This window comes from Halomonas halophila (genome assembly GCF_030406665.1).
Taxonomy (GTDB): Bacteria; Pseudomonadota; Gammaproteobacteria; order Pseudomonadales; family Halomonadaceae; genus Halomonas; species Halomonas halophila.
In genome coordinates this window covers 141,046-157,281 of record NZ_CP129121.1, presented here as the reverse complement: position 1 = coordinate 157,281, position 16,236 = coordinate 141,046, and the positions used below count along the sequence as shown (strand labels likewise).

Below are 16,236 nucleotides of genomic sequence, written 5' to 3'. Positions count from 1 at the left end.
TCTTCGCGCCTAGCCTGCCTTTCCGTCGCTGCGCGCCGAGCTCAGCGGGACCGCGTAGTGCAGCAGGAAGATCGCATAGGCCAGGCACCACAGGATGATGGTCAGGCTGTAGGTCAGATGCGTGATACCCGGCAACGCGGCCAGCAAGGGGCCACGCAGCAGGCCGGCCACGGCCAGCAGGCCCAGCGCCACCCCCATGCCCGGCAGCGTCACGATGGGGCGGCCGGTGTGCCCCAGCGAGACCCGCGCCATCATCGCCAGCATCATGGTCCCCATGGCCCCGACGGTCAGCGTGTGCACCGCCAGCTCGACGCGAAAGGCGCCGAGCGCCGCCAGCGCCCACATGCCCAGGCCCAGCGGGAGGGCGGCATAGCTGACATGAAGCCCCCAGAGCAGCGGCTCTCGCCACGTACGCAGCCCGCCCCAGCGCGCCAGCCGCAGCGCATTGGCCAGGGCCGCCAGGGCCAGCGCCCCCGCCATCACGCCCTCGGGCGGCGCCATCCCCGGCAGGACGGCGAGCTGGGCCCCCAGCACCGCCGCCATGCTGCCCAGGGTCGCCCCCTCCAGCCAGCGCCGGGACTGGGGCCGGGGGCCGCCCAGGCGATTGGCGGTGAACAGCGGTATCACTCGGCCGCCCAGCACCACCATCACGGCAGCGATCAGCAGCACCGCCAGGCGAGCCCCCGCCCGTGCCAGCTCGCCATCTCCCCACCAGGCTCCCAGGTGCATGGCCAGGTTGGCCACGGCCAGAAGCCCCAGCAGCGGCAGGAAGACCAGATTCCGCCAGCGCCCGGCGGCGATGACCATCCGCGCCATCACGCCCGCCACCGCGACCAGGAACCCCACATCGATCAGCATCACGCCCCACCCCGGCAGACCGATGGGGAAGGCCAGCAGTCCGCGGGCCACGGCCCACAGCGCCACCAGGCCCAGCAGCGGCAGGCCGGTCGGGGCGGGACGGCCGGTCCAGTTCTGCGCCGCGGTGAGCAGAAAACCGGCGATGACGGCAGCACCGAAGCCAAACAGCATCTCGTGCTGATGCCACCACAGCATGCCGCCCCAAGGCCGCAGCAGGACGTCGCCCTGCCAGAAGGCCAGCCACGCCATCAGCGCGACGATGCCGAACAGGGCGGCCAGCAGGAAGAAGGGGCGAAAGGCCAGGCCCGCCACCGGCAGGCGTGTCGTGAGGGAACGAGGAGCCATCATGCACCATATCCGAGGGTGGAACTTGGGTATCGGCATTGTGCGCCGCGGCGTTCGGCCCGGACCATGACAGGCATCAAGAAACGTCCTTATCCGTCGAATGCGTCGTCCTCGGCGTCCCTATCGCCCACTGGTGCCTCACGGTCGTAGTGGAACTTCATGTAGGCGATCCCCGGGGCCATCACCAGCCGCCAGGCCAGCTCCTCCTCGTCGCCGCACTCGGGATCGTACTCGCGCAGCGTCGCCATCATTGCCTCCAGCCAGCGATCATAGAGCGCCGGACGGATGTCCAGATGCGCGCGGTTGTGGCGAATCGCCACCCGCGCCAGGTAGTCGCCGTCATGGCTGGCCGCGTAGAGGCTGATCAGGTGATAGAAGGATTTCTTGAGCATCGCCTGCTGGCGATCCATGTCGATGCCGCGGAACTTCTCGGCCACCTCCGTCGACCCCTCCAGGAAGCGTCGGTAGAAGGCATCGAAGAACCCCTGACCCTCGACCTCATGGGCCAGGGCTCGTGCATAGCTGGCATCGAAGACCCTGACGATATCCATGCGCCCTCCCCGCCGAAGCGTCGCCTGCCTACCAGCCTAGCCGCCCCTCCCTTTCCCGACGATGTGCGAGGCTCGGGCCGTCATTCTTGACCGAGATCAGGACAAGACGCGACTGCGACAATCTTGCCCACCTCGGGGGCTGGTGGGCCGCCCCTCTTTAGAGGTATTTTAAATGCATCTTAAAGAGACGCGCCGCCCACTCTTGCCCAGGAGCCGCCCATGCTGACTCAAGCCCAGGAAAGCCTGATCGCCGCCACCGCCCCGGTGGTCGCCGAGCATCTCGATGCCATCACCCAGCGCTTCTATCCGCTGATGTTCGAGCGTTACCCCGAGGTCGCGCCGCTGTTCAACCAGACCCACCAGGCCAACGGCGGACAGCCGCGGGCGCTGGCCGCGGCGGTGCTCGCCTACGTGCAGCTGCGCCAGGACCCCGAACGGGTGCACGAGGTGCTGGCCACGGTGGTCAGCAAGCACGTGTCGCTGGACATCCGCCCCGAGCAGTACCCGATCGTCGGCGAGTGCCTGATGGCCGCCATCGGCGAGGTGCTGGGCGATGCCGTGACGCCGGAGATCGCCGACGCCTGGGGCGCGCTCTACGAGGAGCTCGCCGGCCTGCTGATCGAGCTCGAGGAAAAGCGCTACTGGACCTTCGAACAGCGGCCCGGCGGCTGGCGTGGCCCGCGCGAGTTCCGCATCGCCGAGACCCGCCAGGAAAGCTCGGTGATCCGCTCCTTCGTGCTGGAACCCACCGACGGTGGCCCCGTGGCCGAGCATCTCCCCGGCCAGTACATCGGCGTGCGCCTGACCATCGACGGCCAGCCGGTCCATCGCCACTACAGCCTCTCGGCGCTGCCCAACGGCCGCAGCGTTCGCATCTCGGTGAAACGCGAGGACGGCGGCGTAGCCAGCCGGCACCTGCACGATGCCATGGCCGTGGGCGACACCCTGGAGCTGCTGCCGCCCGCCGGCGAGCTGACCCTGATGGCCGGCGACGAGCCCCTGCTGCTCGCCAGCGGCGGCGTCGGCCAGACGCCGATGCTGCCGATCGCCCGCCAGGCCCTGGCCGAGGGCCGCCGGGTGGTCTACCTGCACGCCGCCCAGGACGCCGAGCAGCGCGCCTTCGCCGACGAGCTCGCGGCCCTGGCCGACGAGCATCCCGAGCGGCTGACCGCGGTCAGCGTTCAGGAAAGCGGCGACGGCGCCGATCACCTCGGCCGCGTGGACCGCGACCTGCTGGCCCGCTACCTGCCCGAAGGCGCGCGCTGCTACTTCGTCGGCCCCCAGGGGTTCATGTCCGCCGTGGACCGCAGCCTGAAGGCGCTGGGCATTCCCGACGAGCGTCGCCACTACGAACACTTCGGCCCGGCGCGTCCCCTCGACGCCGCCTGATCATCCTCGCCTCATAAAGAACGGCCCGGACGCCTTGGCGTCCGGGCCGTTTTTGTAGCCCCGACCAGAACCGGCTCAGTGGCCGAGTATCTGGCTCAAGAACAGCTTCGTTCGGTCCGATTCCGGGTGATTGAAGAAGGTCTCCGGCGGGGCCTGCTCGATAATCTGGCCCTGGTCCATGAAGATGACGCGGTCCGCCACGGTCTTGGCGAAGCCCATCTCGTGGGTCACGCAGAGCATGGTCATGCCGTCCTGGGCCAGCTCGACCATGACGTCGAGCACCTCCTTGATCATCTCCGGGTCCAGCGCCGACGTGGGCTCGTCGAACAGCATCACCTCGGGGCGCATGCACAGCGCCCGGGCGATGGCCACGCGCTGCTGCTGGCCGCCGGAGAGCTGGCCGGGATACTTGTGCGCCTGGTCGGCGATGCGCACTCGCTCGAGGAACTCCATGGCGGTCTTCTCCGCCTCGGCCCGGGGCTTCTTCTGCACCCAGGTCTGGGAGATGCAGCAGTTGTCGAGCACCGACAGATGCGGGAACAGGTTGAAGTGCTGGAAGACCATGCCGACGTTGCGTCGGATCTGCTCGATGCGCTTCACGTCCTGGGTCATGGTCACGCCGTCGACGACGATGCGGCCCTGCTGATGCTCCTCGAGGTGGTTGAGGCAGCGGATCAGGGTCGACTTGCCCGACCCCGAAGGGCCGCAGATGACGATGCGTTCGCCCTTCGCCACCCTCAGGTCGATGTCGCGCAGGACGTGGAAGTCGCCGTACCACTTGTTGAGCCCCTCGACCGAGATCATCGGCTCGTCGGCGGGGGCGCTGGCCGTGTTGGTGGTCGCCATGCCGGTGTTTCCTCGTTCTTGAAAGCGTTTGTTAAGTGCTTGTTATTCCGTGCCTGCCGGTCAGCTCTTGTGGCCGGTATGCAGGCGCCGCTCGATGTACTGGCTGTAGCGCGACATGCTGAAGCAGAAGATCCAGAACATCAGCGCCGCGAACACGTAGCCCTCGGTGGCGAAGCCCAGCCAGTTGCTGTCGGTGAGCCCCGAGCGGATGATCGCCAGCAGATCGAACAGGCCGATGATCAGCACCAGTGAAGTGTCCTTGAACAGCGCGATGAAGGTGTTGACGATGCCGGGGATCACCAGCTTCAGCGCCTGGGGCAGCACGATCAGCCCCATGCGTCGCCAGTAGCCCATGCCCAGCGCCTTGGCGGCCTCCTCCTGTCCCTTGGGAATGGCCTGCAGGCCGCCGCGCACCACCTCGGCCATGTAGGCGCTCCAGAAGAACATGATGCCGATCAGCGCCCGCAGCAGCTTGTCGAACTCCACCTCGCTGGGCACGAACAACGGCAGCATCACCGAGGCCATGAACAGCACCGTGATCAGCGGCACGCCGCGCCAGAACTCGATGAACACCACGCACACGCCGCGCACCAACGGCATCTGCGAGCGACGCCCCAGCGCCAGCACCACGCCCAGCGGCAGCGAGCCGACGATGCCCACGACGGCCACCGTCAGGGTCAGCATCAGCCCGCCCCATTCGCGGGTCGGCACCGCCATCAGCCCGAAGTGGCCGCCGAGCAGCAGCACGTAGGCCACCGCCGGGAAGCCGACCAGGGCGAACAGACCCACCCAGCGCTTGGCCGGCAGCCGGGGAATCGCCAGCCAGGCGATCAGCAGCCCCAGCATCATGAACACCGTATCGACCCGCCAGCGAGCGGCCTCGGGATAGAAGCCGTAGACGATGGTCTCGTAGCGGGCGCTGATGAACACCCAGCAGGCGCCCTCGCCGCTGCAGGCCTCGCGGGTCGAGCCCAGCCAGTCGGCGTCGATCAGCGCCCACTGCACCAGCGGCCACAGCCCCCAGCCCAGCACCGCCAGCACGCACAGGGTGATGACGCTGTTGAGCGGCCCGTTGAAGAGGTTGGCGCGCAGCCAGCCCATCACACCGCGGCGCAGGTCCGGCGGCCGGCGCGCCTCGATCATCTCGATTCGTGTCGCCATCTCGGCCATGTCAGCGCTCCTTCATCAGGGTGCGGGCGTTGTAGAGGTTCATCAGCGCCGACACCACCAGGCTGATCAGCAGGTAGACCGCCATGGTCATGGCGATGATCTCGATGGCCTGGCCGGTCTGGTTGAGGGTGGTGCCGGCGAACACCGCCACCAGGTCCGGGTAGCCGATGGCCGTGGCCAGCGAGGAGTTCTTGATCAGGTTCAGGTACTGGCTGGTGAGCTGGGGCACGATGACCCGCATCGCCTGGGGAATCACGATCTTGCGCAGGGTGATGTTGCCGGGAAGGCTGATCGCCCGGGCGGCCTCGACCTGCCCGCTCGGCACCGACTGGATGCCCGAGCGCACGATCTCGGCGATGAAGGAGGCGGTGTAGATCGACAGCGCCAGCCACAGCGCCATCAGCTCGGGGATGATCGTCACGCCGCCAGAGAAGTTGAAGCCGGCCAGCGCCGGCACGTCCCAGGCCAGCGGCCGCCCGGTCACCAGGAACACCGCCAGCGGCAGGCCGAGCAGGATCAGCGCGCCGAGCCGGTAGACCGGCAGTGCCTTGCCGGTGCGGGTCTGCAGCCGCCGCGCGTAGAGCGAAAGCCCCACCACCGCGGCCACCGCCAGGGCCAGCGCCCAGAGGGTGGCATCAAAGCCCGGCTGGGCCACAGGGGCCGGCATCACCAGGCCGCGCACGTTGAGGAACAGCGCCTCGAACAGCGACAGGCTCTGGCGCGGGCTGGGCAGCGCCTGGAGCACGGCGAAGTACCAGAACAGGATCTGCACCAGCAGTGGAATGTTGCGGAAGATCTCGACGTAGGCGGCGGCCAACCGGGCCAGCAGCCAGTTGCTCGAGAGCCGGGCGATGCCCACCGCGAAGCCGATGACCGTGGCCGCGACAATGCCGAGGCCGGACACCAGCAAGGTGTTGAGCAGCCCCACCACGAAGGTGCGGCCGTAGGTGCTGTCGCCGCTGTAGGCGATCAGCGTCTGGGGAATGGAGAAGCCGGCCCGCTCCTGGAGGAAGCCCAGGCCGGTGGTGATGCCCCGGGCCTCGAGGTTGGCCAGGGTGTTGGTCACCAGCATCACGATCAGCGCCGCCAGCCCCAGCAGCAGCAGGGCCTGGATCACCAGCGCGCGCACGGCGGGGTCGCGCCACAGCGGCCCCCGCTCGGAAGACGAAGAACGCAGCATGTCGAGCCTCGAATGCAGGGTAACGGCCCCTCACCCCCGGGCGGGGGTGAGGGGAGACGAAGGATCGACGCCGATCAGCGGATGGGCGGTGCGTAGAGGATGCCGCCCTCGTTCCACAGCGCGTTCATGCCGCGGCCGATGGCGAGCGGGGACTCCTCGCCCACGGTGGCGGAGAACACCTCACCGTAATTGCCGACCTGGGCGATGATGTCGTAGGCCCAGTCGTTCTCGAGGCCCATCTGCTCGCCGTAGTTGCCGTCGTCGCCTAGCAGGCGTGCGACCTGGGGATTGGGCGGGTTCTGCTGCATCTCGTCGACGTTGTCGCTGGTCACGCCCAGTTCCTCGGCGTTGACCATGGCGAACACCGACCACTGGACGATGTCCAGCCACTGATCGTCGCCCTGGCGCACCACCGGACCCAACGGCTCCTTGGAGATCAGCTCGGTGAGGATCTCGACGCTGTCCGGCTCCGGCAGCTGCAGGCGCAGGGCGCTGAGCTGGGAGGTGTCGGAGGTCAGCACGTCACATCGGCCGCTGGCGAAGCCCTGGGCCGTCTGGTCCGGGGTGTCGAAGGTCACGGTGTTGATGTCGATGCCCCGGGAGGGGAAGTAGTCGGCCAGGTTCAGCTCGTGGGTGGTGCCCGACTGGATGCAGATGGAGGCGCCGTCGAGGTCCTCCAGGCTCTCGATGCCGAGGTCCTTGGCGACCATGAAGCCCTGGCCGTCGTAGAAGGTGGTGGTGGTGAAGTTGAGGCCCAGGGAGTTGTCGCGGGTGGCCGTCCAGGTGGTGTTGCGCGACAGCACGTCGATCTCGCCGGACTGCAGGGCGGTGAAGCGCTCCTTGGCGGTCAGCGGGGTGAAGACCACCTTCTCCGGATCGCCGAAGATGGCCGAGGACACCGCGCGGCAGGTCTCGACGTCCAGCCCCTGCCAGTTGCCGTTCTCGTCCGGCGAGGAGAAGCCGGACAGCCCGACGTTGACGCCGCAGCGCAGGTTGCCGCGCTCCTTCACCTCGTCGAGGGTGGCGGCCGAGGCGGTGGTGCTGACCGCCGCGAGGCCGAGGGTCGCGACGGACAGGGCGATCAGCGTCTTGTTGTTGTAGCGCATGATCCTAGACTCCATTGCTGTTGAGAAAATGTTTGTGCTTGTTATTCAGCAAGGACGAACATAACAGAGCCGAGAGTCGGCGCACGGGCTTGCATTTAAACGTTCGATTCGATCTGTTGTGCTGCATCGCAACAAACAAGCCCCGGCACCGGCCGGGGCTGACGGTCGTGTCGGGGATCGTCCGACACCTCGCCGAGCGTTGACCGGCTCGGCGATTCGCATCGGTCCATCGCGCGAATCAGTGCTGGAACGAAGACTCGGCGAGCGCAGAGCGTTTTCGTACGACGCTCAGCCGCACTTCGACCAGCCGCACCCCGAATAGCACGTCGGGCAACCGTCCATCATCACCAGATCGCCGCCGCACTCCGGGCACTGGCCGACCACGATGGGCCCGCCCTGGCCGGCCTCGGCCGCGCGCTCGGCATGGGCCTGCTCCTCGGGGCCGGGCGGATGCCAGGGCCGGCCGGCCAGGCGCCGGGCGTGGCGCGCCACCAGCTCCTCCACCGGCACCTGCAGGCCGTCCTGGTCGAGGAAGCCCCGCCGGTAGAGGATCTGCTGGATCGACCAGGCGATGGCGGCGACCTCGGAATCGTGGAACATCGGCTTGCCCCAGCGGTTCATGCCGCAGCGCACCCGGCCCTTGTCCCAGGCCACCTTGCGCAGGTCGGCCACCGCCTGGGTGACGTAGCCGCCGCGAGCGGCCAGCGACAGGCTGCGCATGGTGGCGGTGATCCACTGGTGCTCGCTGGACAGCTGCCCGGAGGGCAGGAAGAACTCCACCGGGCGCTCGATGACCACCCGCTCGCCGTTCAACACGCCCTCCACCGGCATGAAGGACACCAGCAGGTAGACCTTGCGCCGGCCCTCGGCGCCGACGTAGGAGATCTTCTCCGACACCGCCTCCAGAGTGCCCTCGGGGCGCGAGGGAATGCGCCGCGTCAGCGGGTCCTCGTCGGCCGGCGGCGGCACGTCCTGGGGCTGTCGGACACGGGACGACAGGATCTTGGAGGTGATCTCGATGCTCATGACGGGGCTCCTGTGAAAGCCGATGCGGTGTCGTTTGACGGACGGCCGTTCATGGCCGTCGCGAGCCCTGGTTTACCACTTGCCATAGGTGCCCTCCTTGAGCGCATCGTGCAGGTTCGCCGCGGTGTGCTCCTCGCCCTCGTAGATCACCGTCTCGTCGCCGGAAAGCTCCAGCCGTTCGCCGTTCTCCAGCTCGAAGACGTAGACGGTATTCTTGAGGTCGTCCTCGCGCACCAGCACGCCCTGGAAGGCCTCGGGATTGAAGCGGAAGGTAGTGCAGCCCTTGAGCCGGCTGTCGTAGGCGTCCAGGTAGAGATCCTGGAAGTCCTCGTAGGCGAAATCGGTGGGCACGTTGACGGTCTTGGAGATCGCCGAGTCGATCCAGGCCTGGGCGGCGGCCTGCACCGCCACGTGCTGGGCCGGCGAGACGCCGTCGGCGGTGACGAAGTAGTCCGGCAGGTCACTCTCCACGGCCTCGGGGGCGACGACATGGCGATAGGCCGCCAGCTCGAAGGAGACCACCTCGATCTGCTCCTTGGTCTTGCGCCCGGCGCGAATGACGTTGCGGAAGTAGCGATGCGAGAAGGACGGCTCGATGCCGTTGGAGGCGTTGTTGCCCAGCGACAGCGAAATGGTGCCGGTGGGCGCGATGGAGCTGTGATGGGTGAAGCGCGCGCCGTGCTCGGCGAGCTCGGCCACCAGCTCGGGCTCGACCTCGGCGACCTTCTGCATGTAGCGGCTGTAGCGGGCGTGCAGGATTCGCCCCGGCACCCGGTCGCCGGCCTGATAGCCGTCCTGCTTGAGCTCCGGGCGCTCGCGCAGCATGCGCGGCGTCAGCTCGAACGACTCGGCCAGCACCGGCGCCATGCCCTTCTCCTTGGCCAGCGCCAGGGCCTGCTTCCAGCCCTCGACCGCCAGCACCCGGCTGACTTCCTCGGTAAAGGCCAGCGACTCCGGCGAGCCGTAGGGCAGCTTGAGCATGGTCAGCGCCGAGCCCAGCCCCAAAAAGCCCATACCGTGGCGGCGCTTGGCCGCGATCTCGCGGCGCTGGCCGTCGAGCGGCAGGCCGCTGATCTCCACCACGTTATCGAGCATGCGGGTGAAGATCGCCACCACCCGGCGGTAGCGCTCCCAGTCGAAGCGCGGCGCCTCGCCGAAGGGCTCGAGCACGAAGCGCGTGAGGTTGATCGAGCCCAGCAGGCAGGCGCCCTCGGGCGGCAGCGGCTGCTCGCCGCAGGGGTTGGTGGCGCGGATCTCCTCGCAGAACCAGTTGTTGTTCATGCGATTGACCTGGTCGATCAGGATGAAGCCCGGCTCGGCGAAGTCGTAGGTGGAGCGCATGATGGTGTCCCACAGCCCGCGGGCGCGGACCGTCTCGACCACGCGGCAGGCCACCCGGCCCTGGTCGTCGAGGGTGTAGCCCTCCTCGACCACCGGCCAGTCGCGGTAGATCAGTTCGCTGTCGTCGACGTCGTCCTTCTCGGCGGGATGCAGCGGGAACGCCAGCGGCCAGTCGGCGTCGGCGCGAACCGCCTCCATGAACTCGTCGGTGATCAGCAGGCTGAGGTTGAACTGGCGTAGCCGGCCGGCCTCGCGCTTGGCCTCGATGAAGCTCTTCACGTCCGGATGGCCGACGTCGAAGGTCCCCATCTGGGCGCCGCGGCGCCCGCCCGCCGAAGCCACGGTGAAGCACATCCTGTCGTAGATATCCATGAACGCCAGCGGGCCGTTAGTGCCGGCCCCGGCGCCGAACACGAAGGCGCCGCGGGGACGCAGGGTCGAAAAGTCATAGCCGATGCCGCAGCCCGCCTTGAGGGTCATGCCGGCTTCCACCACGCCCTCGAGGATGTCACGCATCGAATCGTGGAGGGTGCGCGAGACCGTGCAGTTGATCAGGCTGACCGCCGGCTTGACGGCCTCCGCCCCGGCGTTGGCGACAATGCGCCCGGCCGGGATGGCGCCGTTGTCCAGCGCCCAGCGGAACTGGGGCAGCCAGGCCTCGGCGTCGTCCTCCACCGCGGCCAGCGCCCGGGCCACCCGCTCCCGGGTGGCGGCGGGGTCGGCGTCCACCGGCCGGCCGTGACGGTCCTTGAGGCGATACTTGCTGTCCCAGATATCGAGCGAAGGCGCCTGCAGCGGCACCTCGTCGACGCTGGGCGCATCCTTGGCAGTGGTGGTACGCATCGATTCTCTCTCATGTGCGGTGAAAACGGCAGCGGTCGCGCACGACCGCCTGTCGCGGAGCATCCCGGCGGCGGAGGTCGCATGGCACGGGCCCGCTCCCGACGGCGCGATATCTGACTACCATATATAGACGAAAATCACTCTCAACACACATGATATGGATCATCCGCCCGAGCCGCGGACGAAAGAAAGCGCCCGACCGTGAAGGTCGGGCGCCAAGCTTGGCATCAGGCAACACGCGTCAGAAGCCGCCGCCGGCACCTGAACCGGTACCACCGGCTCCGCCACCTCCTCCAGCGTTGCCACCATTACCACCGGCTCCGGAACCACCGCCGCCGCCGGAACCACCACCGCCGCCGCCGGAACCACCACCGCCGCCGCCGGAACCACCACCGCCGCCGCCGGAACCACCGCCGCCGCCGGAACCACCGCCGCCGCCGCCGGAACCACCGCCGCCGCCGCCACCATTACCGCCGCCGTCACCGCCGCCGCCATTACCGCCGCCGTCACCCCCGCCACCATTACCGCCATCGCCGCCGCCATCGTTACCATTCGTTGGTGTGGTGGGTGCGCCAGTGGGCGTGGTGGGCACAGTCGGCGCGGGAATGACCTCCTCGCTCGGCACGGCGGCAATCAGGGGCAGGAAGGTGCCGTCGCATCCGTCCAGCAGCCCACCGCCGCAGCCACCACCGCCGCCCCCGGCGGCCGGCGCCGGCAGGTCCTCGAGCAACGCGTCAATCTCGGCATCGGTCAGGCTCCCCGACCCGGCCGGCTCGGTCAGTTGATCGTTGGCGACCCTCGCCATCTCGTCTTCCGAGAGCGTGCTGCCCCCGGAACCCTCGACTCCCGACTGCGCCTGTACGCCGGCGGCTGACAGACAGCCCACGGCGACGACCAGGGCAGCCAACTTGAACCCTTGCATCTCGCCCTCCCCCGCCGCCGGCCCTCGCCGTCGACGCGACATAACGCCATACAACATTTTGTTACACGCAAGCTAAGCATCGTCACAGAACGCAGGCTTCACCATCGGAAGGGCCGCTGATTATCGCGACGAGGGAATCAGGCAAACGGCTGCCTGGCAGACGGCAGGAAACTCGTACCGGGGTGACAGGGCGATCACGCTCCCCTGGGACCACGCCTAGACGGTCCGGGAGTAGCGCACCTTGTCGCCGTCCAGGTAGGCATCGAAGACCATGGCCAGGTTGCGCAACATCAGACGGCCGGCCGGGCGCACCTCGAGGCGGCGCTCGCCCAGCGTGATCAGGCCATCGTCACGCATCGGCGCCAGGGCCTTCAGGGCATCGTCGAAGTGGCCGGCGAAGTCGATGCCGTGACGCGCCTCGATGGCATCGACGTCCACGCGACCATGGCACATCAGGGCGTGGATGACGTCGCGGCGCAGGCGATCCTCGTCGTCGAGCCGGTAGCCGCGCAGCACCGGCAGCCGCCCGGCCTCGAGGCGCTCGCGATAGGCGGCGATCTCCTTGACGTTCTGGCTGTAGCCGTCTCCGACCTCGCCGATGGCGCTGACGCCAAGCCCGATCAGATCGCAGTCGGCGTGGGTGGAGTAGCCCTGGAAGTTGCGCTGCAGGGTACCTTCGCGCTGGGCCCGGACCAGTTCGTCGTCGGGCAGCGCGAAGTGGTCCATGCCGATGTAGACGTAGCCGGCGTCGGTCAGGCGATGGATGGTCAGCTCCAGTAGCTCGAGCTTGCGCTCGGGCGGCGGCATGTCCTCGTCGCGGATCAGCCGCTGGGCCTTGAAGCGCTCGGGCAGATGGGCATAGCTGTAGGTGGCGATGCGATCCGGCCGCAGGGCGACGATCTTGTCCAGGGTGGCCGCGAAGCTGGCCACGGTCTGGCGTGGCAGGCCGTAGATCAGATCGACGCTCACCGAGTGGAAGCCGGCGTCCCGGGCGGCCGTCATCAAGGCGGCCACCTCGGCCTCGCCCTGGACGCGGTTGACCGCCGCCTGCACCTCGGGGTCGAAGTCCTGAACGCCGAAGCTCAGGCGATTGAAGCCCAGCGCACGCAGCTCATGCAGCTGCGACGGGGTGACGGTACGCGGGTCGACCTCCAGGGAAAACTCCCGGGCCTCGGGGGGCGCGAAGCGAAAGCCCGCCGCCAGGGCCTCCATCAGCTCACCGAGCTGGGCAGTGTTCAGATAGGTCGGCGTGCCGCCACCCAGGTGCAGCTGGGCAAGCGTGCGCTCACTATCGAAGAGTTCGGCCTGGAGACCGATCTCGCGCTTCAGCAGGGCGAGATACTCGGCCGCCCGCTCGCGGCGATGGGTGACGATCTTGTGGCAAGCGCAGTAATAGCAGAGGCTTTCGCAGAAGGGGACGTGCACGTAGGCCGACAGCGGCTTGGGCGCGGCGACGCGATGGCTCTGGGCGGCCTGGGCCCGATAATCGTCCTCGGCGAAGGCGGCATGGAACTGCGGCGCCGTGGGATAGGAGGTATAGCGCGGCCCGGGGCGGTCGTACTTCTCGACGAGGGGGCGGATGAACGGCTGTGGCTGGGGCATGATCGGACCTCCATGAACGCTGCCCATATTATGCCAGCCCGCCCGCGGCCCCACGGGTACCACCCGGCGCCGGCTTGATGCCGGTCAATTCACCGCCGCCGATCGCGGCGAAACGCCGCGGCGACGCGACGTGCCGGGAGCCCGCCCTCGCCGTGATAGAATGAAGACCGCTTCCCGCCGCGTCCGGAGACCCCATGCGCCTGACCCGATTCACCGACTACTCGCTACGCGTGCTGATCTATCTGGCCGTGAAGGGGCAGGACGAGGAGCGCGCGACCATCTCGGAGATCGCCGAGCGCTTCGCCATCTCGCGCAACCATCTGATGAAGGTGGTGCAGGAGCTCAATCGGCTCGGCTACCTGACCGCCACCCGCGGCAAGCACGGCGGCCTGCGGCTGAAGCGGGCGCCCGCCGAGATCTCGCTGGGCGGGCTGGTGCGCGACACCGAGCCCGACCTCAGCCTGGTGGAATGCTTCCGCGACGGCAACGCCTGCACCATCACCCCCGCTTGCCGGCTGAAGCCGATCCTCGGCGAGGCCCTGGCGGCCTTCCTGTCGGTGCTCGACCGCTACACCCTCGCCGACCTGCTGGGCCAGCAGCGCGCCGAGCTGGTCCAGCTGCTGAATATCGAGGACGCCTCACAGGCCTCGTAAGGCCGACAGCTTCGACACCGCGTGCTAGTCTCCCGACGCCACGGTCATGGATGCCCGCATGTTCTCCTCACGCCCCTTCCTCTCTTGCCTGATGCCTCTCTCGCTAAGCGCGCTGATGGGCATGACCCTCGCCACCCCGGCGCTGGCCGGCAGCTACAACGTCGACGACGCCCGAGCCCACGGCGACTGGCACTCGCTGGTGCTGCGGCTGGGGAACGAACGCCACGTGCGCGCCATCGAGCAGCACAGCTATAGCGACAGCGTGTTCAGCGTCAACGCCACGCCGGACGCCTGCGATCGCCCCTGGCTCGAGCTGCGCGTCGAGCTCGACGAGGTCCAGGCCGAGACCGGCACCGTCAACCGGGTACCGGTGGACCTGCTGATCGATGAGGGCTGGGTCCACCAGGGCCGGGCCGAGTTCATCACCGAGCGCGGCAACAGCGGCTTCTACGCGCGCCTGGTGCTGCCCGACACCGACGAGGTGCTCGACGAGATGCGCGGCGGCGAGACGCTGCGCCTGCGCCTCCATCGCGCCGAGGACGACCACTGGTTCCTGGTCTTCAGCCTGGACGGCGCCGACGCCGCGCTGGCCCGCATGGAGACGCTCTGCCGCGCGGGGTGAGCCCTCGCCGTTATTTTCCCGCCCAACGCAGGACGCCCCCGCCGCAAAGCGGCGAGGGCGTCCCGCATGAACCGCGGGGCGATCAGCTGCGGATCAGGTGATCGAAGGCGCCCAGGGCGGCCTTGGAGCCCTCGCCCATGGCGATGACGATCTGCTTGTAGGGCACGGTGGTGACGTCGCCGGCGGCGAAGATGCCGGGCACCGAGGTCATGCCGCGCTCGTCGACCACGATCTCGCCGCGCTCGGAGAGTTCGATGGGCGAGTCCTTCAGCCACTCGGTGTTGGGCACCAGACCGATCTGCACGAAGACGCCCTCGAGGGCCAGCTCGCGCAGTTCCCCGGAGGCGCGCTCCTCGTAGGTCAGGCCGGTGACGCGGTTGCCGTCGCCGTTGACCTCGGTGGTGCGCGCGCCCTTGATCACTTCGACGTTGGGCAGGCTGGCGAGCTTCTTCTGCAGCACCTCGTCGGCGCGCAGTTCGTCCATGAACTCGATCAGCGTGACCTCGCCGACGATGCCGGCCAGGTCGATGGCCGCCTCGACGCCGGAGTTGCCGCCGCCGATCACCGCCACGCGCTTGCCCTTGAACAGCGGGCCGTCGCAGTGCGGGCAGTAGGCCACGCCCTTGTTGCGGTACTCGGCCTCGCCCGGCACGTTCATCTCGCGCCAGCGGGCGCCGGTGGCCAGCACCAGGGTCTTGCTCCGGAGGCTGGCGCCGGAGGCGAAGCGCACCTCGTGCTCGCCGCCCGGCTCGCCCGGGACCAGCTCGACGGCGCGCTGCAGGTTCATGATGTCGACGTCGTATTCCTTGACGTGCTCCTCCAGCGCCGCGGCCAGCTTGGGGCCCTCGGTGTGGGGCACCGAGATCAGGTTCTCGATCGACAGGGTGTCCAGCACCTGGCCGCCGAAGCGCTCGGCGGCCACGCCGGTGCGAATGCCCTTGCGCGCCGCATAGACGGCCGCCGCGGCGCCGGCCGGGCCGCCGCCGATCATCAGCGTATCGAAGGCGGGCTTCTCGCTGAGCTTGGCGGCCTCGCGCTCGACGGCGCCGGTGTCGACCTTGGCCAGGATCTGTTCCAGGCTCATGCGGCCCTGATCGAAGGTCTCGCCGTTGAGGAACACGCTCGGCACCGACATCACCTCGCGGGCCTCGACCTCGTCCTGGAACAGGGCGCCGTCGATGGCGTCGTGGGAGATGCGCGGGTTGAGGATCGCCATCAGGTTCAGCGCCTGGACCACGTCCGGGCAGTTCTGGCACGACAGCGAGAAGTAGGTCTCGAAGTGCAGGTCGGCGTCGAGGGAGCGGATCTGCTCGATGACCTCGTCGCTGGCCTTGGGCGGATGGCCGCCCACCTGCAGCAGGGCCAGCACCAGGGAGGTGAACTCGTGACCCATGGGAATGCCGGCGAACACTACCCCAGTGGGCTCGCCGTCGCGGTGCAGGGCGAAGGACGGCACGCGCCGGTCGCTGCCCTCGGTGGACAGGGTGATCTTGTCGGAAAGGCCCGCGATCTGCTCGAGAAGAGCGTGCAGTTCCTTGGACTTGGCGCCGTCATCCAGGGTGGCGACCAGCTCAAAGGGTTGCGTGACCTTGCCGAGGTAGGCTTTCAGCTGTTGCTTCAGAGAGTCGTCCAACATAACGGCGGCAATCCTTGATGATATGTGACTCGCAGACACGACTTCCCCGTGCGGGTCGCGAAGCCTCGCGCCCGGGAGCGTGTCAGGAAAAACCGGAATCGGGCCCCGCCGGGACGTCGTCCCGATCTCGCTTGCGCGACTGGTTG

14 protein-coding genes are annotated in these 16,236 nt (G+C 68.4%); 3 read left to right on the top strand and 11 right to left on the bottom strand.

What is annotated here, in order from left to right; all coding sequences use genetic code 11:
• Window positions 1–9 precede the first annotated feature (9 nt).
• Entirely contained in the window at window positions 10–1,206 is a 1,197-nt protein-coding gene (locus QWG60_RS00690) for an NnrS family protein (RefSeq protein ID WP_107182516.1), read from the bottom strand.
• A gap of 86 nt (window positions 1,207–1,292) precedes the next feature.
• Window positions 1,293–1,754: a globin gene (locus QWG60_RS00685; protein WP_052719249.1), complete on the bottom strand. Its 462-nt coding sequence runs from the start codon at window positions 1,752–1,754 to the stop codon at window positions 1,293–1,295.
• Between the two features lie 219 nt (window positions 1,755–1,973).
• On the opposite strand from QWG60_RS00685, the gene hmpA reads away from it, so the two are divergent.
• Window positions 1,974–3,143, top strand: a complete 1,170-nt coding sequence (gene hmpA, locus QWG60_RS00680) for an NO-inducible flavohemoprotein (RefSeq protein WP_146909075.1) — start codon at window positions 1,974–1,976, stop codon at window positions 3,141–3,143.
• A gap of 75 nt (window positions 3,144–3,218) precedes the next feature.
• Here hmpA and QWG60_RS00675 read toward each other — a convergent pair whose 3' ends face one another.
• From QWG60_RS00675 to hemN, 8 genes are all read right to left on the bottom strand, one after another.
• A complete protein-coding gene (locus tag QWG60_RS00675) occupies window positions 3,219–3,989 on the bottom strand; it encodes an amino acid ABC transporter ATP-binding protein (protein WP_272899144.1) in 771 nt (256 codons plus the stop codon).
• Window positions 3,990–4,049: 60 nt separating this feature from the next.
• Complete coding sequence (locus tag QWG60_RS00670) at window positions 4,050–5,159, bottom strand: amino acid ABC transporter permease (protein ID WP_379825920.1); 1,110 nt, start codon at window positions 5,157–5,159, stop codon at window positions 4,050–4,052.
• A gap of 1 nt (window position 5,160) precedes the next feature.
• Window positions 5,161–6,339 carry an amino acid ABC transporter permease gene (locus tag QWG60_RS00665; protein WP_046077912.1) on the bottom strand — a complete coding sequence of 393 codons (1,179 nt, stop codon included), beginning with the start codon at window positions 6,337–6,339 and terminating at the stop codon, window positions 5,161–5,163.
• Window positions 6,340–6,413: 74 nt separating this feature from the next.
• Window positions 6,414–7,445 carry an amino acid ABC transporter substrate-binding protein gene (locus QWG60_RS00660; RefSeq protein ID WP_046077913.1) on the bottom strand — a complete coding sequence of 344 codons (1,032 nt, stop codon included), beginning with the start codon at window positions 7,443–7,445 and terminating at the stop codon, window positions 6,414–6,416.
• Window positions 7,446–7,733: 288 nt separating this feature from the next.
• Complete coding sequence (locus QWG60_RS00655) at window positions 7,734–8,471, bottom strand: hypothetical protein (protein ID WP_046077914.1); 738 nt, start codon at window positions 8,469–8,471, stop codon at window positions 7,734–7,736.
• Window positions 8,472–8,543: 72 nt separating this feature from the next.
• Entirely contained in the window at window positions 8,544–10,655 is a 2,112-nt protein-coding gene (locus tag QWG60_RS00650; protein ID WP_146909073.1) for an adenosylcobalamin-dependent ribonucleoside-diphosphate reductase, read from the bottom strand.
• A gap of 241 nt (window positions 10,656–10,896) precedes the next feature.
• Entirely contained in the window at window positions 10,897–11,460 is a 564-nt protein-coding gene (locus QWG60_RS00645) for a hypothetical protein (RefSeq protein ID WP_290130912.1), read from the bottom strand.
• Between the two features lie 333 nt (window positions 11,461–11,793).
• On the bottom strand, window positions 11,794–13,179 hold the full coding sequence (hemN, locus tag QWG60_RS00640) for an oxygen-independent coproporphyrinogen III oxidase (RefSeq protein WP_107180996.1): 1,386 nt from the start codon (window positions 13,177–13,179) through the stop codon (window positions 11,794–11,796).
• Between the two features lie 194 nt (window positions 13,180–13,373).
• On the opposite strand from hemN, the gene QWG60_RS00635 reads away from it, so the two are divergent.
• Both QWG60_RS00635 and QWG60_RS00630 read left to right on the top strand, forming a co-directional pair.
• Window positions 13,374–13,832 (top strand): Rrf2 family transcriptional regulator, encoded by a 459-nt coding sequence (locus QWG60_RS00635; protein WP_046077917.1) that lies wholly within the window; start codon window positions 13,374–13,376, stop codon window positions 13,830–13,832.
• Window positions 13,833–13,890: 58 nt separating this feature from the next.
• Window positions 13,891–14,454 (top strand): invasion associated locus B family protein, encoded by a 564-nt coding sequence (locus QWG60_RS00630; protein WP_237022303.1) that lies wholly within the window; start codon window positions 13,891–13,893, stop codon window positions 14,452–14,454.
• Between the two features lie 82 nt (window positions 14,455–14,536).
• Here QWG60_RS00630 and ahpF read toward each other — a convergent pair whose 3' ends face one another.
• Window positions 14,537–16,090: an alkyl hydroperoxide reductase subunit F gene (gene ahpF, locus QWG60_RS00625; RefSeq protein ID WP_146909727.1), complete on the bottom strand. Its 1,554-nt coding sequence runs from the start codon at window positions 16,088–16,090 to the stop codon at window positions 14,537–14,539.
• Window positions 16,091–16,236: the final 146 nt, after the last annotated feature.